Origin of the sequence: Paenibacillus sp. FSL K6-0108 (genome assembly GCF_045040695.1) — a bacterium.
GTDB lineage: Bacteria > Bacillota > Bacilli > Paenibacillales > Paenibacillaceae > Paenibacillus > Paenibacillus pabuli_B.
In genome coordinates this window covers 7,459,273-7,478,207 of the sequence record NZ_CP150288.1, presented here as the reverse complement: position 1 = coordinate 7,478,207, position 18,935 = coordinate 7,459,273, and the positions used below count along the sequence as shown (strand labels likewise).

General features: G+C 44.0%; 18 protein-coding genes. 14 read left to right on the top strand and 4 right to left on the bottom strand.

Translation table 11 applies throughout. From position 1 onward, the window contains the following. Positions 1-52: 52 nt before the first annotated feature. Positions 53-1,522, bottom strand: coding sequence for a hypothetical protein (locus MHB49_RS33755; protein WP_405157303.1), 1,470 nt, complete (start codon positions 1,520-1,522; stop codon positions 53-55). A gap of 261 nt (positions 1,523-1,783) precedes the next feature. Between MHB49_RS33755 and MHB49_RS33750 the strand changes: the two genes are divergently transcribed. The 3 genes from MHB49_RS33750 to MHB49_RS33740 all read left to right on the top strand — a co-directional run bounded on the left by MHB49_RS33750 (position 1,784) and on the right by MHB49_RS33740 (position 3,930). After that, complete coding sequence (locus MHB49_RS33750; RefSeq protein ID WP_405154547.1) at positions 1,784-2,536, top strand: leucine-rich repeat domain-containing protein; 753 nt, start codon at positions 1,784-1,786, stop codon at positions 2,534-2,536. A 186-nt stretch (positions 2,537-2,722) separates the two neighbouring features. Beyond that, complete coding sequence (locus MHB49_RS33745) at positions 2,723-3,172, top strand: RrF2 family transcriptional regulator (protein WP_405154546.1); 450 nt, start codon at positions 2,723-2,725, stop codon at positions 3,170-3,172. A 113-nt stretch (positions 3,173-3,285) separates the two neighbouring features. Next, positions 3,286-3,930, top strand: coding sequence for a nitroreductase family protein (locus tag MHB49_RS33740; RefSeq protein ID WP_405154545.1), 645 nt, complete (start codon positions 3,286-3,288; stop codon positions 3,928-3,930). A gap of 110 nt (positions 3,931-4,040) precedes the next feature. Here MHB49_RS33740 and MHB49_RS33735 read toward each other — a convergent pair whose 3' ends face one another. After that, a complete protein-coding gene (locus tag MHB49_RS33735; RefSeq protein WP_405157302.1) occupies positions 4,041-5,132 on the bottom strand; it encodes a GntR family transcriptional regulator in 1,092 nt (363 codons plus the stop codon). A gap of 398 nt (positions 5,133-5,530) precedes the next feature. Here MHB49_RS33735 and MHB49_RS33730 point away from each other — a divergent pair, with 398 nt between their 5' ends. The 4 genes from MHB49_RS33730 to MHB49_RS33715 all read left to right on the top strand — a co-directional run bounded on the left by MHB49_RS33730 (position 5,531) and on the right by MHB49_RS33715 (position 10,528). Then, entirely contained in the window at positions 5,531-7,156 is a 1,626-nt protein-coding gene (locus tag MHB49_RS33730) for a xylulokinase (protein WP_405154544.1), read from the top strand. A 176-nt stretch (positions 7,157-7,332) separates the two neighbouring features. Then, positions 7,333-8,028, top strand: coding sequence for an L-ribulose-5-phosphate 4-epimerase (locus MHB49_RS33725; RefSeq protein ID WP_405154543.1), 696 nt, complete (start codon positions 7,333-7,335; stop codon positions 8,026-8,028). Between the two features lie 257 nt (positions 8,029-8,285). Continuing rightward, complete coding sequence (araA, locus tag MHB49_RS33720) at positions 8,286-9,710, top strand: L-arabinose isomerase (RefSeq protein WP_405154542.1); 1,425 nt, start codon at positions 8,286-8,288, stop codon at positions 9,708-9,710. A gap of 338 nt (positions 9,711-10,048) precedes the next feature. Continuing rightward, positions 10,049-10,528, top strand: coding sequence for a cell wall hydrolase (locus MHB49_RS33715; protein WP_405154541.1), 480 nt, complete (start codon positions 10,049-10,051; stop codon positions 10,526-10,528). 50 nt (positions 10,529-10,578) lie between these two features. On the opposite strand, the gene MHB49_RS33710 is transcribed toward MHB49_RS33715, so the two are convergent. Then, a complete protein-coding gene (locus tag MHB49_RS33710) occupies positions 10,579-11,319 on the bottom strand; it encodes a hypothetical protein (protein ID WP_405154540.1) in 741 nt (246 codons plus the stop codon). A gap of 206 nt (positions 11,320-11,525) precedes the next feature. Between MHB49_RS33710 and MHB49_RS33705 the strand changes: the two genes are divergently transcribed. Continuing rightward, complete coding sequence (locus MHB49_RS33705; protein WP_405154539.1) at positions 11,526-12,296, top strand: AAC(3) family N-acetyltransferase; 771 nt, start codon at positions 11,526-11,528, stop codon at positions 12,294-12,296. A 333-nt stretch (positions 12,297-12,629) separates the two neighbouring features. Further along, complete coding sequence (locus MHB49_RS33700) at positions 12,630-14,324, top strand: diguanylate cyclase (protein WP_405154538.1); 1,695 nt, start codon at positions 12,630-12,632, stop codon at positions 14,322-14,324. Positions 14,325-14,401: 77 nt separating this feature from the next. Here MHB49_RS33700 and MHB49_RS33695 read toward each other — a convergent pair whose 3' ends face one another. Next, positions 14,402-14,749, bottom strand: coding sequence for a helix-turn-helix domain-containing protein (locus MHB49_RS33695; protein ID WP_405154537.1), 348 nt, complete (start codon positions 14,747-14,749; stop codon positions 14,402-14,404). Between the two features lie 164 nt (positions 14,750-14,913). Here MHB49_RS33695 and MHB49_RS33690 point away from each other — a divergent pair, with 164 nt between their 5' ends. The 5 genes from MHB49_RS33690 (at position 14,914) to MHB49_RS33670 (ending at position 18,808) form a co-directional block, all read left to right on the top strand. Next, entirely contained in the window at positions 14,914-15,717 is an 804-nt protein-coding gene (locus tag MHB49_RS33690; RefSeq protein ID WP_405154536.1) for a DNA-binding protein, read from the top strand. A 185-nt stretch (positions 15,718-15,902) separates the two neighbouring features. Continuing rightward, the gene (locus tag MHB49_RS33685; RefSeq protein ID WP_405154535.1) at positions 15,903-17,171 is read left to right on the top strand and encodes a WXG100 family type VII secretion target; all 1,269 of its coding nucleotides are present in this window, start codon (positions 15,903-15,905) and stop codon (positions 17,169-17,171) included. Between the two features lies 1 nt (position 17,172). Beyond that, positions 17,173-17,640, top strand: a complete 468-nt coding sequence (locus MHB49_RS33680) for a hypothetical protein (RefSeq protein ID WP_405154534.1) — start codon at positions 17,173-17,175, stop codon at positions 17,638-17,640. A 150-nt stretch (positions 17,641-17,790) separates the two neighbouring features. Then, complete coding sequence (locus MHB49_RS33675) at positions 17,791-18,090, top strand: hypothetical protein (RefSeq protein ID WP_405154533.1); 300 nt, start codon at positions 17,791-17,793, stop codon at positions 18,088-18,090. A 169-nt stretch (positions 18,091-18,259) separates the two neighbouring features. Further along, the gene (locus tag MHB49_RS33670; RefSeq protein ID WP_405154532.1) at positions 18,260-18,808 is read left to right on the top strand and encodes a hypothetical protein; all 549 of its coding nucleotides are present in this window, start codon (positions 18,260-18,262) and stop codon (positions 18,806-18,808) included. Positions 18,809-18,935 lie beyond the last annotated feature (127 nt).

Below are 18,935 nucleotides of genomic sequence, written 5' to 3'. Positions count from 1 at the left end.
AAAGGCAACGGGTCGTTTATTCATAAACGCCCATTGCCCTGTTTGGATTCATTCAGCCACCGTAAATACTGTAGGCAAAGTGATACACAATATCCGTATCATTTGCACTCGGACGACTCGTTACCTTCGCCAGTACACCACAAATATCATAGTAGTGAGTGAAGCTTATAGCTCCCGGCAAGTATTGACTTATGCTCCCGGTTGAAGGAGGCAGGGATAACGTAGCAGTGAATTGGCCACTGCTGTCTGTCATAACCTTTGCACTCCGATATCTGTTATTGCTGCCTTCGGACCAATAATCATTCTCCCAAATGACTTCTACCTCCGCATTGGCCACCGCATAGTTATCTGAAGTGGCGGCAACACCAGTCACCGTAAAACTGGTTCCGGTTATCCGATAGTAGCGTCCATAGGCATAGGTCGGGTAGTCATTCGGACCGCCATTGGAATTATAACCTGTGATCACGACTTTATCCGCTCTTAATACTGGCTGGAGGTGTAATGAGTAGTTGTTATCGGAATAGTTGTTTGTTGTAAACACCCGCAAATAATATGTGCCTGTGCCTAGGGATACATTACCGTTGGTGGAGGGCATTAATGCCATTCTATTATTGCTCAATGCACCATACAATTCCGCCTTATAGCCATTGCCTACAGAGGCTTGATCCAGATCGATATGCATGGCGTCGTAATTTCTGCTCTCGGGAACGGTGATCTTATACCAATCCTGATCGACCTCCGAATTAATGGAGCGGCTTGAAAGAGTAGATCCACCTGTTGCTACTGTGAACGGATAGGCATGAAGCGCATTCTCATCCGTCTCGTACGCATCATAGGTTGAGCTGGTAGAGACGGTTAGAGTGAAGGGTTCATTGATACTGCCTCCAACTGCGCCGTAGGCTTCAATTAAGTAGGCTTTGGAACTGGCTGTGCTATTTTTCGTACCCACATGTTCAGACAAGGTTCTTGATCCATTCCCATAGTTATTCAGATACGTTCCATAAATTGAATAATCAATTGGAGTGGGGTTCAAATTGCCAGTAGACATGTCAAATTCGTAGAGATAGAGATCGTAATCCAGTTGAGCTGATGCAGGATTATCCATTTGTACTTGCAGTATGCTCCCAGGTTGTACATATATAGGGTATAAAAAGCTGGATGTACCTTCTTGTTGGATGTAACCCGTGTATGTATTAGTCTCTGCTGTGGCTGTAGCGATAACCGATTGTGGAGCCGAGATGAGTCCCTTTTGTAATTCTGAAGAAGTGGTAGCTGAATCCAAATTTACAGATGGCTTTACCCGGTGCTTCTTTAGTTTGGATGAATCCAACTCAGAAGTATCCTTGGAGAGTTCCGATATCATTTCCCCACTTGGCTGCAGTACCTGTTCTGCGACATGGGCATCAGGGTGAACTCCCGATTCGACCATGTCATCGTCTGCAAACGCTTGAAAGCCGAAGGCAAAACTGAGAAATAGATTCATGACGACAACCATAGAAAGCGTCTTTTTCAAGTCCAAAATCTCCTCTCGAATATATAAAATTTTGCTACAATTGTATAATATACCAGTTTAGGTGGTTTGTTAAGTGGTTATTATGTGATGTTTTGAAGTTTTTTTGAACAAAAATCTCTATATTGCTTGTCACCTGTGCTACTGATGATAGAACGACAGGATCTCATGGACAAAGTTGTAGAAAGGAAGTACCATCGTAAAAGATGTACTTTTCTGGGAATTTCATATAAACATATGACACATAATCTAAGATGCTTAAAGGAGACTGAAATGCCTACTCAATTCGTAAAAAATATGATTGTATTTTGTTTGGTTCTCATATTATTACCGGCAACAACGATGTCGGCTGCACCTGTTATTAAAGATGTGGCCCTGGCAAAAGTTATTCGGACAACATTGAAGATATCATCTAAAAAAGAAGTAAAGACGAGCGATCTGAAGAAATTAAAATCGTTATATGCCGAGGATACCAAAAACAAGATTTCCAATTTGCAAGGACTTGAACATGCCGTTAACCTGGTGGATCTAATTATGCCCGGACAAAAAATAAAAAATATTACATCGCTCAGCAAGTTAAAAAAACTAGAGTTCTTAGTTCTTGAAGGGAATCAGATCTCAGATCTATCCCCACTCTCTGGGTTAAGTAATCTAGAAAGTCTCTTGATTAGTGGTAATCAAATTAAAAATCTAACACCATTGAAAAATTTACATAAGTTGACCAGTTTGCTTGCCAGCGGCAATCAGGTGGCAGACCTAGGCCCTCTTCAAAAGTTGAATGTAGAATGGATTATTATGAATAATAATAAAATTCAGGATTTGACACCATTAAAGAACCATCCGACATTGGAGTATCTTTATGTGGAGGACAACCTCATTCAGGATATTGCAGTACTTGAGACCATCCCCCATTTAATAGAGGTATCGTTGGCTGGCAATCCATTGAATGAACAGGCTCAGCAGGTTGTGGAAAATCTGGAGAAGAAAGGTGTCATTGTGAGTTTGGAAAAAGAAGATGAGAAATAAACCGGAATAATGCGAATTCCCCTATGGCAAGTAAACCTCGGTTATAGTAACCGGGGTTCTTTGGCGTGTACCCTACTGGTTTATAGCAGTATAAGCTATTGGCTGCAAACTTCATGCCGTGTTGAACGGGAGTGGGGGGTTTGCTATAATTCACACAGGACGCAACGAAGAAGGGAGCCCGGTACGATGAAAAAGGCCAAACATACTTGTCCTTCCAATAGCAAGGCATTCGGCCTGGCATTGCAGGCCCTTGTGTTCATGTCAGATAGTCCTAACCGCTATCCAAGCACCAATATCGCTGACCATTTATGCTCAGAAGCTACCTTGATACGCCGAATATTGGCCAAACTTGCTCAAGAGAATATTCTGGAGGTTCGTGAAGGACGCGACGGAGGTTATCGCATGAAGCAGCCGCCGGAATCGGTGACACTGGCCGATATATATCTGTCGCTTCAGACTGAGGCATCGCTGTGCGAGGGAATGCTGGAGTCTACAGGCGATCACTCCTTTGGTTTGCAGATGCATGATATGTTCAACGATATAACGGAAGAAATCAATCATAGCGTGTTGGAAATTCTGCGAAAGTACACTATAGCCGACATGGCCAACAGGATGACTCCGATCATGGAGAATTGACAACAAACCTATCCACATATATACTGTGCTTATATTAGCACAGTTAAGTGGTGTTTTTTTACCTTTAACTGTGCACAATATAACATAGTATAAATTATGGGAGGCAAAACGGGATGGAGAGCGTAAAACAAGAGCAAAGCTTTATGGAAGTGGTAAAGGAAAGACGTTCTGTACGGCATTACGATCCTGCATTCAGCATTTCAGAGCAGGAATTGAAGGATATTCTGACTGAAGCAGCCCTTGCTCCATCTGGCGCGAATATGCAGCCATGGAAATTCATTGTCTTTAATGACCAGGCTCTAAAAGAACAATTACTTCCCATTGCGAACAATCAGCAGCAGGTGGTAGATGCTTCGGCCGTTATCGCAGTGTTGGGGGATTTGGAATACATCAAACAGGTTGATTCCGTTTATGATGCTTCTGTAGAAGCAGGTTATATGACTAAGGAAATTAAGGATTCGTTGGTAACCAACATGAAGGGAATGCTGGAAAGCATGGATCCTCAATATATCAAGGACGGCGTCATGTTTGACTGTGGTCTGTTATCGATGCAGTTCATGCTTGCCGCCAAGGCGCGTGGTTATGATACCGTTCCAATGGCTGGGTACGATAAAAATAAATTCATTGAAGCGTTCGATATTCCCGATCGTTATGTTCCAACCATTCTCATTTCCATCGGCAAAGCCTCGCAGCCGGGCCATCCGACGACTCGACTGCCGATTGATGAGCTGACGTTCTGGAATGGTATCACCAAATAATTCTCCATTGGGAAAGTCACGCTTAACGGTGTGCCGGGTTCCCTTTAGGAGTTAAAAAGCATAAGCAAAATATCAAGGCTGCCATTACGGCAGCCTTTTCATATCTCAGCCTATTCCAATTCAATTTTTTTGACTGTCTCACCCTCAACCAGCACGGGCTGGTAATAGGTGTTGGTGGGCAGATCCTTTTTGCCTTGCAGTTTCTTGATGACCCAATCTGCTGCGTCACGGCCCATTTGCTCTTGGGGATGAGTTAACGTCGTGAGTTTGATGTTGGCATTCTTGGCGATGTATGAATTGTCCTGGCCGATAATGGATAGCTCGTCGGGAATGGAAATCCCCAGCTTTCTACATGCGTGTACGACTTCCAGCCCCACTTCATCGTTGTAACAGACAAGAGATGTCAGTGCATCTCTGTTTTCATCCAGGAACACTTCCAGATTGGTGGAGAGGTCCGGCTTCGATGCCGTATCGAACGAAAGCACCTGCTCGGGATGAAATCGCAACTTGGCTTCGCCCAGCGCTTTAATATATCCCTTCATCCGATACTTCCCTTGTAAATCATCCATTTTTGCGATAATGCCGATCTGGCTATGTCCTTTAGCGATTAGTTCGCGAGTAGCGAGATAGCTGGACTGTACGTCATCGAGACAAAAGAAAGGCACCTCAAGCTCTTCATAAAAGGCATTAATCATCGTAAACGGTACATCCTGCTCCTTAAAGGAAAGGTAGTACGCAATGTTGGGATTGTAAAGATTACTCTTGGTCGGTTCAACGATCAGGCCATCCACACCGTAGGACAGCATCATCTCGAGCGCCTTTTTCTCTTGTTCAACGTCGTTATTGGTGCTGGCTAACAGCAACGAATAATTGTCTTCATTCAACCGGCTCTCAATGCCGCGGATGATGGAGGGGAAGATGTAATCAGAGATGTACGTCGTGATGACGCCAATTGTTTTTTTCATCGTGTTCCCGCCGGTTCTGGATCGATACAGATTGCTTACATAGGTGCCGGAACCCTTCTCACTTCTCAAAAATCCCTCGTTCGACAGCTCCAAAATGGCCTTCCGTACCGTCTGGCGGCTCACGTTGTAGCTGTCCTGCAGTGCGGATTCGGTAGGGATTTGTTCGCCTACGCTATAGGTTCCGGATAGAATATTGCTTTTGATATCGTCAATGATGACCTGATACTTTGGCTTCACACAGTCCACTTCTTTCATCGTTACTTATCTATATAAAAAACATCGTCATATTCATAGTTGTACGTACATATTTTATCATGATTCGAATCGAATGGCTATGGAACAGCCTGTTTTGCAAAATGAACCGTACAATTTCCGTCATAAAATAGAGATGTGTACCTTACAACATAACCTATTTAGTATGGAGTTTAGCCTACTTGGACTTTATGGCATAACTAATGTAAGTATAACTATTATATATTATTGACAAATGTACGTACAAAAAATATACTAAGGCTGTCAGAAAGGGAAAGCGCATTCTTTTCAATGAACCGAACTATGAACTCCATTTAATCATCTTTAAGCCAATTATATTTTCAACTTTTACCTACTGTGATCAGAGAGGGGACTACGTGATCATGAGTCATGTGGATATGAAAGAAGCGATTACCAAGGGAGCCACTTCACTAGGCATCGAATTTGGATCAACGCGGATCAAGGCGGTATTGATTGACGAACGTTTTGAGACCATCGCGTCTGGCAGTTATGAATGGGAAAACCTTCTGAAAGACGGCTATTGGACGTACAACCAAGGGGATATTATCACAGGTCTTCAGACCGCGTATCGTGAAATGAAGCAGGATGTCGAGCAAAAATACGGAATTACGCTGCAGAAGGTAGGCTCCATCGGATTCTCTGCCATGATGCATGGATATATCGCATTGGATAACGAGGGAGAACTGCTGGTACCGTTCCGGACGTGGCGTAATGCGACCACAGGGGCGGCTGCAAGGGAGCTGACGGATCTTCTGCAGTTCAACATCCCGGAACGTTGGAGCATCGCTCACTTGTACCAAGCGATCTTGAACGAAGAGGCGCATGTGCCTCGCATCGATCATCTTACAACCTTGGCTGGTTACATACATTTGCTGCTGACGGGCAATAAAGCCATCGGAATCGGCGATGCTTCGGGCATTTTCCCTATCGATGAGTCTACGCATAATTATCACCCGTCCATGATCAAGCAGTTCGATGAACTGATCGCAAGCAAAGGTTATCCGTGGAAGGTCGAGGACCTTCTTCCCAAGGTCTATCTCGCAGGTGAGAACGCTGGCGAGTTGACCGAAGCAGGGGCCAAGCTGCTTGATCCTTCGAATGATTTGCAGTCAGGCATTCCGCTTTGTCCGCCGGAAGGTGATGCCGGAACAGGGATGGTAGCAACGAATAGCGTGAGAAAACGCACGGGCAACATCTCCGTCGGCACGTCCGTGTTTGCAATGATTGTATTGGAAAAAGAATTGTCCAAAGTGTATCCCGAGATCGATATGGTTACGACGCCGGACGGCAGTCCAGTAGGCATGGTGCATGCCAACAACTGCTCCAGCGACATCAACGCATGGCTTGGATTGTTCCGTGAATTTTCCGAGGCGATGGGATATGAAGTGGATACCGGCAAATTGTTCAGCGTGATGTTCAATAAGGCGTTGGAAGCTGACCCGGATGGCGGCGGTTTGCTGAGTTACGGTTATTACTCGGGTGAGAACATTACGGGCATCGATAAGGGCCGTCCATTGTTCGTCCGCTCTCCGGAAAGCAACTTCAATCTGGCGAACTTCATGCGTACGCATCTGTTCACGGCTTTTGGTGCGCTCAAGCTCGGCATGGACATTTTGACGAAGAACGAGCATGTGGCGATTGACAGCATTTTGGCTCATGGTGGTCTGTTCAAGACCCCTGTTGTCGGACAGCGGATCGTAGCCGCTGCGATGAACGTACCGGTGTCAGTGATGTCTACAGCGGGTGAAGGCGGAGCATGGGGTATGGCGCTTCTGGCCTCGTACATGATCAACAAGAATCAGCAGGAGAGCCTGGATGTATTCCTGGAACAGAAGGTCTTCAGTGATGTCCAGGGTGAGGAAGTTGCGCCGGATGCATCGGATGTCAAAGGGTTTGAAGCATTTGTCGAACGTTATCAGAAGGGTCTCGCGATTGAGCAGGCGGCGGTAGATCATCTGGTAGAGGTTGTTCAAAAAGACCGCTTTTGATTACGAAGGATGCCTAGTGGCATCATCAACATCGAATATGGAATTTAGCCGAAATGTCTGTTGCTCACGTAGCTCTATCTACGCTCCGCTACTCCATTTCTAGCTTCATCCCATCTTCTTGGTACTGAAAACCGACTTTTTGAACACGCACTAGTTAGAGAACGGGAGGGAATAACATGTTAGAACAGCTGAAAGAAGAGGTTTATGAGGCGAATCTGGAGCTGCCGAAGCACGGACTCGTGAAGTTCACATGGGGTAATGTCAGCGCAATGGATCGGGAAAGTGGCTTGTTTGTCATCAAACCGAGCGGTGTCAGCTATGACAAAATGAAACCAAGCGACATGGTTGTGGTTGATCTGGACGGTAATGTGGTGGAGGGCGAAATGAGACCTTCCTCTGATACCGCAACACATGCCGTACTATATAAGCATTACTCGGAGATTGGTGGCATCGTGCACACACACTCCACGTGGGCAACCATCTGGGCGCAAGCTGGTCTGGACGTACCCGTGATGGGGACGACTCATGCAGATACGTTCTATGGTGCCGTACCTTGTGCCCGTTTCTTGAACCAGGGTGAGATCGATCGGGGCTACGAAGCGGAGACGGGACGTGTCATTATTGAAACGTTTGAGCAGCGTGGGATTGATGTGATGGCGGTTCCGGCAGTTCTGCTTCATGGTCATGCACCGTTCACGTGGGGCAAAGACGCCAAGTCAGCGGTGGTGAACAGCGTCGTGCTGGAGGAAGTATGCAAAATGAATCTGTATGCGCGGCAACTGAATAACTTTGCAAAAGAACTGCCGCAAGGCATTTTGGATAAACATTATCTGCGGAAACACGGGAAAGACGCGTACTACGGACAAAAATGATATGAGCAGGAAAACAGCGAATTGAAGATTGTTCTGGTTACTGAGTGATCTATATTAGGATTTAAGATTTACACGATAACGGAGAGTGCAGAACCAATCTGGAGAAGCGGAGCGTTCGCCTTTATCAACGGATTTCCTCCTTTGTAAAGAGATAAAAGAAATCCGGGGATAACCAGCGATCGGAAGACGGTACTGCAATCGGAGTGGCAAGTGTAAACCCATTTGTTTAACTATAAAACTGAAAAGAGGATGATTACATGTCAGCAACAGCAGCTAAGCAGTTTTGGTTTGTCGTAGGTTCGCAGCATTTGTACGGGGAAGAAGCGCTGGGTGAGGTTAAAGCCAACGCACAGAAAATCACGGATGCCCTCAATGCAAGCGGCGTTCTGCCATACCCGCTCGTATTGCAGGATTTGGCGGTAAGCGCAGATAAAATCACGAGCATTATGAAAGAAGTGAACTACCGTGACGAAGTGGCGGGCGTGATCACCTGGATGCATACGTTCTCGCCTGCGAAAATGTGGATTCGGGGTACGAAATTGCTGCAAAAACCGCTGCTTCATCTCGCAACACAATTCAATGAAAGCATTCCTTGGGCGACCATCGACATGGACTTCATGAACCTGAACCAAGCCGCTCACGGTGACCGCGAATATGGTTTCATCAACGCCCGCCTGAGAAAACAAAATAAAATCGTTGTTGGCTACTGGGAGCGTCCAGAAGTGCAGCAGCAGGTTGCAGATTGGATGGACGTAGCGGTAGCTTATAACGAAAGCTTCAACATCAAGGTGGCTCGTTTTGGCGACAACATGCGCAACGTAGGTGTGACCGAAGGGGATAAAGTGGAAGCACAGATCCAATTCGGATGGACAGTCGATTATTTCGGTATTGGCGACCTCGTGCAATACGTGAATGCCGTAACGGAGCAAGAAATCGATGATTTGATCGCTCAGTATGCAGAGCTGTACGAATTCGATTATGGCACGAACAGCAAAGAAGCTTGGGAAGCTAGCGTACGTGTACAAGCAAGTTATGAAATTGCGATCAAACGTTTCCTGGACGAAGGTGGATACACTGCCTTCACCACCAACTTCGAAGATCTGCATGGCATGAAGCAGCTTCCGGGTCTGGCGGTTCAACGCCTGATGGCTCAAGGGTACGGCTTCGCTGGTGAGGGTGACTGGAAAACGGCTGCACTCGATCGCCTGCTCAAAGTTATGGCTCATAACGAAAACACGGGTTTCATGGAGGATTACACGTACGAGATGGCGACTGGTCAAGAAGCTATCCTTCAATCCCACATGCTTGAAGTAGACCCGACACTCGCCAGCAATAAACCGAAAATCATCGTGTCCCCACTGGGTATTGGCGATCGTGAAGATCCTGCACGTCTCGTATTTGATGGCAAAGCAGGAGAAGGTGTTGTGGTTTCCATGGCAGACTTTGGAACGCATTACAAACTGTTGATCAATGAAGTATCTGCATTCGAGCCAACGGTCCCAGCGCCTAAGTTGCCAGTAGCCCGTGTACTTTGGAACGTGAAGCCCAACTTCCAAGATGGAGTCAGAGCCTGGATCGAGAATGGCGGCGGTCACCATACCGTAGTTTCTTTGAACCTGACTACTGATCAAATCGTGACCTATGCGAAATTGGTGAACCTGGAATACGTTGTGATTAAATAGTTTTGAATTTCATGGACTCATTCATGAACTCATAAAAATTCTTTCTTTAGGGCCGGGGGGGTTCCCCGGCCATTTTTGTCTTGCTGTGAGACGCTGGGTTTGTGACCTGAAATGGGGCACCAAAGCTAAAATCCTTCTTATTACAAGTACCCGCCGATCATCGTGAAGATCTAAAACAGGAGCTCTTATGTCAAAATGATTGAGGTAATACAAACTTTTGGTACTAGTGAATTGAAATAAAATTCGGAGAGTGGTTGTAATATCCGAGGCTCATTTCTCTTTATATCATGAGATGCCGGTGATCCACAAAATAACTTAACTTAATGGAGGTAATATTTATGGCAATTGGTGATGCACTAACTTCAAGAGATCAGCTTTACGGACGCGATAGTGTCGATTTGTTGGCAAGAACACTGTACGGAGAAACGGAAAATGATTCTGAGTCCCGTATTGGTGTTGCATGGGTTGTTATCAACCGCAAAAATGATACAGGAGAATTTAAAAGTAAGAACACCATTGAAGAAGTCGTACTTCATAAAAATGCATTCTCTTGTTTTTGGGATAGTAACTTGGCTAAATGTCTTGCTCCTAATACATCAAGTCAGGTTTGGAAAAACTGTGTTTCCGTGGCTCAAAATGTCGCTACACTTACAAACCCAATTGGTGACAAATTGTTTTATACCCAGGTCGATCTTTTCAACGCAAGTTCCAAAACTGAAAATGGGAAACTCTTATATAAAATGAGTGGTACATGGGTAATTGTCACTTCTAAAATCCTAAAAGGTCAACACATGTTTTTCAACTATACCAATCAGTAATATCAACAAAAAAAGCTTGCCCAAAAACTTTTTTGGGACAAGCTTTTTTTCTATTTCTCAATAGGTACAACTTCAATTTGATCCGCGACAAATTCCTTCTTGGCACTGTCATATTTATAAGTGACATTGAAATCACAAACATATGCGGTAGACCCGGGTACTGCTGCCCCAAGATTTAATTTTATACGTTGATTCTCCAATGAATAAATATAGACGCCACCAAAACCAAGACTATCTTTCTTTTGATTAGGCACTGGATCAGACTCATAATTGAAGCTATATTCTTTTCCTTGTGCTTTAACCGAAATTGCTAGTGTATCGTCATCCTTTTTAGTAACATGGGTTTCAATCTGATCAGCAACAATCTCCTCATAGCTTTGTACTTTAATTTCGGATAGATCCTCGGCGCTAACGACATGAATATCATAATTGTTTAAACCTGTTCCTCGCCCAGTCTGGATAATAATTACAGCCTCTTCTTTTCCATCGCCTGTAACATCCGTATAAAATACCTGCGGGGCAGTTCCAGTATCACCAGGGACATTCCAAGAAAAGTCTTTTTTATTACCGTTAATGTCCAGTGTTACCCCGTCGGTTTGTTTATAAAATTTTACTTTTTCATCCTCTGAAGATCCCAGCAATTTTTCATCCGTACCGTGCACTGGCTGTGTTGTTACTTGTTTACTGGGAGATTCACCCGAACCTTGCGGAAGCGCTGTGGGCTTATCTGATCCACATCCTGAAAGCAAAACGACACTCAACACCATCAATACACCAAGCTCTTTTTTCAACCCTATAATCTCCTTTCGTCTACCTAGCAGAAATTATATCAGAGCAAATAAACATATGAGTGACACAGAATTAACATTATTTATGATTTAAGTTAAATTTATGTTATATAATCGCAGACATTAAACTTGGTATCACAGGATAACGATAGTACCGTCGACTACGCTCTATTTTGCTATAATAGCCCAAAGGAGGTTATACATTAATCATGCATACCCAAGAAAGTTTACTTCACCAACTCCACCAGCTGGGCATCGACGGCCAGGGAACGCTGCTCATGCACTCCTCCATGAAAAGTATGGGCGAAGTCGAAGGTGGCGCGGATACGGTGTTGGATGCATTGACCGAGTATATGAAGGACGGACTGCTGGTGTTGCCAACGCATACATGGTCCACAATCAATGCCGACAATCCGATGTTCCACGTGGAATCCTCGCCCTGCTGCGTCGGTGTTCTGCCCGAACTTTTTCGCAAACGGCCGGGTGTGGTCCGTTCATGGCACCCTACACACTCGGTAGCAGCCCTTGGACGAGATGCAGAAGCGTTCACGAAGGATGATCATCTTTTCGATACACCTTGTGCGAGAGGCTCGGCCTGGGGGAAGCTGCTTGATCGGAAGGCCACCATCCTGTTGGTCGGCGTTGATTTGAAACGGAACACGTTTATCCATGGCATCGAAGAATGGGTGGACATCCCGGGCAGATTAACCGAGGGGCATGAGATGTTACGTACGGTTTTACCCGATGGAACTGAGATTTCGGTGCCTTCCCGCAGACATTGCGGATTGTCGTGGTCGGAGCATTTTTGGAAAGTGGATGACGTTCTTGAACGTAAAGGCGCAATGCGCAAAGGGCAGCTTGGTGATGCAGTTGTCAGAGTGTGTGATGCGGCCTTGTTGACGGAAGTGATCACAGGCATGCTCCAAGATAATCCAGATATGTTCTCAGATAATTTGCCTTTGGCTGCTGTACACGAATGAGAAGAGGGCCGTCCGGTAACGGAGGGCTCTACATACGTCCCACTTTGCCTTTTTACGACAGCTAACAAGGTCTTCTTCCCTCCCGGTTTGCATCCAAACGTTCAAATTCATTCACAAAAATGCAAAAATAGCGCAAAATTCAATCAGAGGTTGGTTGGATTGCCATTGTATGGCTACTCACCCCATTAGCGGTGTGATAAGATGTGGTTAATTTAACCTATAGCAGTAATGAAGAGATACCTTTTAAACGTTTTTTGGAAGGTTCATTTAACAATTAAGGAGTATGCTAATCCATTGACATTATAGTTGTCGCATGCAAAAAGGAGAAGATTCGTGAGCCCATTAGTATGGTATGATCTCTTTCTATTCGTCCTATTGTTCGGTGTGTATGTATATGTTTTTGCTACAGTTAGAATTACGAACTTACATAAGGTTTACTTTTTGTTTCATGGGTTGATGATGCTGTGGCCATTCTGTCAATTTGCGAGTACGCTCACGGATGATCCCGGCTTGCAGCTGTTCTATGTTACGTTATCGTTTGTCGCCGTTTCCTTGCTTGGGAGTGGATGGCTGCTGCTTACGATCTTCATTACGGGTGAGGCGGAACGATTAGGCCCAAAAAGATCCTTCTTGCTGTTCATCCCTGCGGTTATTGGAGCCGTTGGTGTGATCCTGAACCCGTGGAGCTGGTTTGTAACTCCGTTGGAAGGCGGTTATGTCGAGCGGGCATATGGACCTTGGTTCTGGGTTGTCATGGCTATACTCGTGAGTTACTTTGTAACGTCCCTCTTTATTTTATTCCGGGCACTTTATTCTTCGCGAACGTCTTCCATGATTAAAAATCAGGTGAAAGTTACGCTATGGGGCATATTTGTGCTGGCTGTTTTTGCAACAATCGACGCTCTGCTTAATGTGGTTCTACGAGCATATTTACCGTTCATCATTCCCGGACTGACTTCAGTAGGGATTTTCGTGTCCGACCTTTTTTTCGTGTATGTCATTAAAAGGTACAATGTGTTCGATCTGGTTTCCATCGCCCATGAGGATGTGATCAATACCATTCCTTACGGCATCCTTGTACTGGATGAGAATGAGATGATTATTGAATTGAACAAAGCCTCCCGATCCTTCATGGATCTGCATGTGGGGGATTCTTTTGATATGGAGGCATTTCTGGGTTCGGTTCGTGTAGAAGGCAGCCGCCAGAAATTTCTGGAAGAGTATAAGCAAAAAGACAATATCTTGTCTCAAATTGAGGTGATCATGGGGCGGGATGGCAACCGCCATTATATCCTCAAAGCGTCTCCCATTGTTGATGCGGCTCGCGTGCCCATGGGTCATATCCTTACGTTTCAGGATGTTTCTCAAGAACGCTTCTATGTCAAAGAAATGAATCGGCAGAACGAGACGCTTCAGGAGCGTAATCATGCCCTAGATCGCATTCGTCTGGAGTTGTCTGAGGCCAATCGCAAGCTGGAAGAACTCGCCCTGACGGACAGTCTAACCAACTGTTATAACCGCCGTTATCTAACCGAACACCTGAATCACGAGGTCATCACCAATATTCAATATAAAACGCCATTTTCACTCATACTGCTGGATATTGATTACTTCAAAGCGATCAATGATCGCTACGGACATGTCATCGGGGATGAAGTGCTGCATCGCACGGCTCAGGCCGTCAAAGAATCCATTCGGAGTACCGATATTCTAACGCGATATGGCGGGGAGGAATTCATGATCTACCTTCCACACACGGAGCGCGAGTTAGCCCAACAAATAGCGGAACGTGTGAGATTAGCGGTGGAGACGAACCTCATTGTGGTGGATCACGAGATCGAACAGGTGTCCATTACGATTAGCATAGGAATTCTGTCTATTGAGGATTTTGAAGTTGATCATGTACCGGAGAATCCAGAGGGGTATTTGACTCAACTGTTCGCTGCAGTGGATAAGGCGCTGTATCAGGCGAAGCAGAATGGGCGTAATCGGATTGAGTTTGCGGCGTTTGAGCGGGGAGTTGTTTGAAAAGGGAAATAAAAAAAGAGTGGGGGTGTTACTCCACTCTTTTTGGTGTTAGCCCATGATTCTGTTGTAGATATATTTTAATCGGAATTTTTATGTGATTTTTCGATAGCAATTAAAACTTCTTTGCTAATTTTAGTCAATGAAACGATTTCATCTGTACTTTTGCCGCTTATTAAAGTTATATGTTCATCCAAGGCTCTTTTGTACTCAGACTCTTCTTTGAATTTAAAGATTTCTTCAGCAGTGACCTGCAATCCATTAATTATTTTCTCAAGAGTCTCCAAAGAAATGTTACGATCTCCCCGTTCAACGCCACCAATATAGCTGTAATGAAGACCTGCTGCTTCCGCCAGTTGTTCTTGAGTCCAACCCTTTGCCTTTCTTAACTCGCGTATCCGATTTCCGACACTTTCTGGTAAATTCATGTGATCACCTCCACTTAAGGTTAGAAGAGGTTAATGAATCGTTACAGACTAACAAATGTAAAGTGTTTCGTGAATTAAAAGTACTTATAAGTACAATTTAGATTGACCACCTTTTGATTTATCTATACAATTATATATAAATGGATAATTAAGGGGGCTCACCTTTGCGAAAATCTATTCTAAAATCACTCAAACCAGACATCATTGTTGAAATGTTGGATATGGCTGTGGCTTTTGATAATTGGAATAAGGTGATGGAGAGGGCGGACATGTTGTATCAATGTGTGCAGTGCATTCATGAAGAGCGACAGGAGCACCGTACCAAGGGATTACCTTTACCATACATCCATACTGAGCGGCCCTTGATCTACTATTACGGGTTCAGTCACCTAATGCGGGGTATGGCTCACCAGAAGATGGGACAGGTAGATCAGGCGAGGGCGTGTATCGATCAATATGCAGAACTGGAGTGGGTGGAGGATCTGGATGAGGTAGATATACAGGTGGTGCAGGAATTCAGGCATAAGGCACGGGTGAATCGGTATGCGCTTGAGATTGAAGCCGGGCAGGTGGAACTGCTGCAGGAGTTTGTGAACTTTTTGCTTGAGCATCCGGAGGAATGGTTGGTAGGTCTGAAAGTGATTACGGAAGCAGCAGTGCGGCATAGGTGGCAGATTGATCGAGTTTTACATGTGTTCGAGGATCAGATACAGGGCGATGGCAGAGAAATAGATTCTTCAAACAACGATGATATGTACCATTACTATTATCAGCGGGCTTTGTATGAACAGTGGATGGGAAGACCACAGGAGGCCGTGGAGTTCATTTTGCAGGCGATCAGGTTAGCGGATAAGCTAGGGGTGGATCGGTATTTTATAAGGTGCATAGCATTGTTGGAATCATTGCGGGAAGAGGCGACAGGGAAGCAGATTGGACGGTATCGGGTGATGCTGGAGGAAATGAAGTAGGAAAGGTATTTACTTAAACTGGTAGGATATGCCTTGAAGTGGGTATATGCATATAGGACCATAGCACCGATGAGGAGCACAGCTTGTGTTTTTACCATGGTGAAATCAGGATGTTAGCCGGATAGTTTACATATTACACTTCTGCTAACATAGGATAATCCTATTTCGAATGAGCGGAGAAACGTATGAGTACAATCAAAGTTACCCCTGAACAACTACATCACGTATCGAATCAGGTGGATCAAGCCAGACAGCAGTTGGAGAGTATACGAAATGATCTGACGAGACAGATCATGTTCGTTCAGATGATGTGGATGGGCGCGACGCAGGAGCGATTTTACTATGAGTTCGAGCAGTCACGACCTATACTGGATAAAGCGCTGGAGAGTATGGTGAATACATCCAAGGAATTGAAGGATATCGCCAAACGTTTCCAGGATGCAGATGCTCAGAAGGGAAGTCTGGGTGGTGCGTTTGGAGCAGTCGGTGCCGCAGCTATGATGACCAAATCATCAGGTGATTCAAATTCGGGTGATAAGGGCTATCGGATGGCGCAAGTCAATATGTTTGGTAAATTGGTATGGATGCCTGTCAACGAGAATGGTGATGCGGATCAGGCTGCCCTTCAGGCTTATGAGAAGGATCGGGGAGATCTAAATTTCAATCGTATGCAAGCTGTGAACGTTGAACCGCCTGGGGAAGATATTTTTGCGTTACAGATCAAGGCGTTTGAGATGGGGATTCATCCTACGACAGGAGAGCCTGTTTCAGATAAATATGCTCAGATGATGGTTGCGTCTCTGAAATTCAGTCAGATTTTCATGGGGATTCAGATGGTTCGTGGGAGTATGCCGGGCGGCAAAGGGCCTTATCGATTGCCATCTTCTAATCCTGCTGTGGCGAAGATTAAGCAGCATATTGAAGCTGCGAAGGCTAAGAAAGGTAAAGCACAAGGTAGAGTTCTAGGGGAAAATAAAAAACCTAGAATCAGTGAGGGGAATATTCGGACAGAACCTTCCTTAACAAAAGGTGCTTCTCCTGAGGGTAATTATGCTGTGGGGAAGGATAGAGGCTGGACTAAACAGAATGAGTCAGCAAATATCTTCGCTAAAGAGGGCTATCATATTAAAATGCTTGATGAAATTGATGGAGGAAATGGGTATGGCATTAAGGAAGGAAGTAATCCTGACTTCCTAATTGAAGGGAAAGTATTTGACCACTATGCACCTATTAATACTAAAAGCGCCAATGGAATAGCTGAAGAGATTAAACGTAAGACTAAAGATCAAGCAGATAGAGTTATCTTGAATTTAGATGGATTCACAGATGCAAAAGTAGCAGAAGTGAGTCAAAAAATCTTGGGGAAAACTAACCCGAACGGAGATTTAAGACGGCTACAGGAATTATTTATTATTAAAGATGGGAAAATAGATCTACTCTTCTGGAGGGAATAGTATGGATTTAGCATTGTACCTATTTTATAAAAAAGACACGAAAAAATTAGCTGAATTATTGTTGAGTTCTCTAAAAGATTTTTCTCAGGAGACTCATATGAAATCGAGGGACGATTATTACACGATAACCAATCCTAACTTCTCATTTATCGTACAAGACGATGATGAATTAGTGAGTTTTACGAGAGAAGAGTTGAATTTAAATATTAATTATTGTATCAATATTTCCGTTTTCTCACACTCACCTGAAGAGGGATTACAAGTCATATTCCAAGCGATTAATACTCTAACAGACAGATTAGATGAGGATATTGCATTGACAGATAGCGAATCTGGAGTGATCTTTCTGCGGTCTGACGGTCAACTTGTCATTAACTCGCATTGCAGAGAGAACCCTGATATCTATGATTGGCCTTATGATTTACTTGATGGGAACTTTATTGAGAAGGATATGGCAGGATTGATTTGAGAAAATTGTCGGGTTAAGTTACCAAAATCTCTGAAATTGTAGATGGGATAAAGAGGGATTCCCTAGTTTCACTCTGATAGTACAATGATACGGAGATTTTAAGAGCGTTGCGTGGTGGGTAGAATGTTCTAAAAATGGAGGTCTCTCTAAATGATCGAAGAGTCTAGAGAAGTAATACGAAAAAGAGCGGCTCTTCATATGAACGATCCAGTAATCGAGCAATACAGAGATGAACTAATTAATATACTAAACCAAAATGAAGATGAGACGATTCAATTCCTCAAGAACTGTAGTAAGGACGAACTAATTTGGGTTAGTGAGGTGTTTGAAGAAATAGCTTATAATCTCCAAAGTACAGAATATATCAACACCCTCAAGGAATGTGATAAAAAATACCCTGAATTAAAATTAACGAATATTATCAAGACGGCCATTTCTTACATGGATTAATCTTGTAGTAGAAGAAATATTGGAGGATTTCGGACAAAGTGATTGGGATCATTTAACCATTGAGGTGTTTAATAAGCCACACGACTGGACATACTATTAAACGATAACGCAGTTGCTAGGACTGCGTTATTTAGTCGTTACCATGTACGTAACTCTTAGGAGTGAGAGTATGGATTTTGATATCGTAGAGATAAAGGGCTACTATGACACGGAAATAATTAATTATGACTTTACTAATCTAAAAGATTGGGGCATAAGTGAAGAGAATGCTCATTTTTTAATCGACATAGGAGTCCCAGAACAATATGATGATTTTTCCTTTTATGAATCTGGAGCTTTCCAAGTGAAAGTTATTGAAGGAGAGGAATATATTCAGATTGGTCAATTCGCAAGTTATGGTATGCGTGACTCGTATGGTCTCTATCTAAAACAAGGGAGCGATATGTTTTTCACAACATCATCATTGGATAAGTCCAACGTATATATGCTCAATAAGAATTTGAGAACCTTCTTTTTGTTTCATCTAATTAGAAGTGAACTGGCAACTAAAATGAGACTGGAAGGTACATATACCTCAGATAAGTATGCCAGAGCACTTCGTGTTTATTTTGAGAAGATTGATCCGATAGCAATGACGAAGGTTACTGGTCACATTTGCTGGAAGACTACGAAACAGGGTTGTAACTTTTCGAGAAACCTTGCATGGTTCTACCTGTAAACAATCTCGGATAGCAAAGGAAATGCCTACTAATACAGCACTCATATGTAACAAAAAACATGAAGAATCCGCTCTCATTCGAGAGTCGGATTTTTTCTCGTTTCAACACCAACACAACTCTTGTCAA

Excerpts from the sequence above, each read along its gene's own strand:
- MHB49_RS33695 (WP_405154537.1), bottom strand. The coding sequence starts at position 14,749 with ATGAATTTACCAGAAAGTGTCGGAAATCGGATACGCGAGTTAAGAAAG.
- MHB49_RS33685 (WP_405154535.1), top strand. The coding sequence starts at position 15,903 with ATGAGTACAATCAAAGTTACCCCTGAACAACTACATCACGTATCGAAT.
- MHB49_RS33675 (WP_405154533.1), top strand. The coding sequence starts at position 17,791 with ATGATCGAAGAGTCTAGAGAAGTAATACGAAAAAGAGCGGCTCTTCAT.
- MHB49_RS33725 (WP_405154543.1), top strand. The coding sequence starts at position 7,333 with ATGTTAGAACAGCTGAAAGAAGAGGTTTATGAGGCGAATCTGGAGCTG.
- MHB49_RS33705 (WP_405154539.1), top strand. The coding sequence starts at position 11,526 with ATGCATACCCAAGAAAGTTTACTTCACCAACTCCACCAGCTGGGCATC.
- MHB49_RS33740 (WP_405154545.1), top strand. The coding sequence starts at position 3,286 with ATGGAGAGCGTAAAACAAGAGCAAAGCTTTATGGAAGTGGTAAAGGAA.
- MHB49_RS33715 (WP_405154541.1), top strand. The coding sequence starts at position 10,049 with ATGGCAATTGGTGATGCACTAACTTCAAGAGATCAGCTTTACGGACGC.
- MHB49_RS33680 (WP_405154534.1), top strand. The coding sequence starts at position 17,173 with ATGGATTTAGCATTGTACCTATTTTATAAAAAAGACACGAAAAAATTA.
- MHB49_RS33730 (WP_405154544.1), top strand. The coding sequence starts at position 5,531 with ATGAGTCATGTGGATATGAAAGAAGCGATTACCAAGGGAGCCACTTCA.
- araA (WP_405154542.1), top strand. The coding sequence starts at position 8,286 with ATGTCAGCAACAGCAGCTAAGCAGTTTTGGTTTGTCGTAGGTTCGCAG.
- MHB49_RS33745 (WP_405154546.1), top strand. The coding sequence starts at position 2,723 with ATGAAAAAGGCCAAACATACTTGTCCTTCCAATAGCAAGGCATTCGGC.
- MHB49_RS33670 (WP_405154532.1), top strand. The coding sequence starts at position 18,260 with ATGGATTTTGATATCGTAGAGATAAAGGGCTACTATGACACGGAAATA.
- MHB49_RS33750 (WP_405154547.1), top strand. The coding sequence starts at position 1,784 with ATGCCTACTCAATTCGTAAAAAATATGATTGTATTTTGTTTGGTTCTC.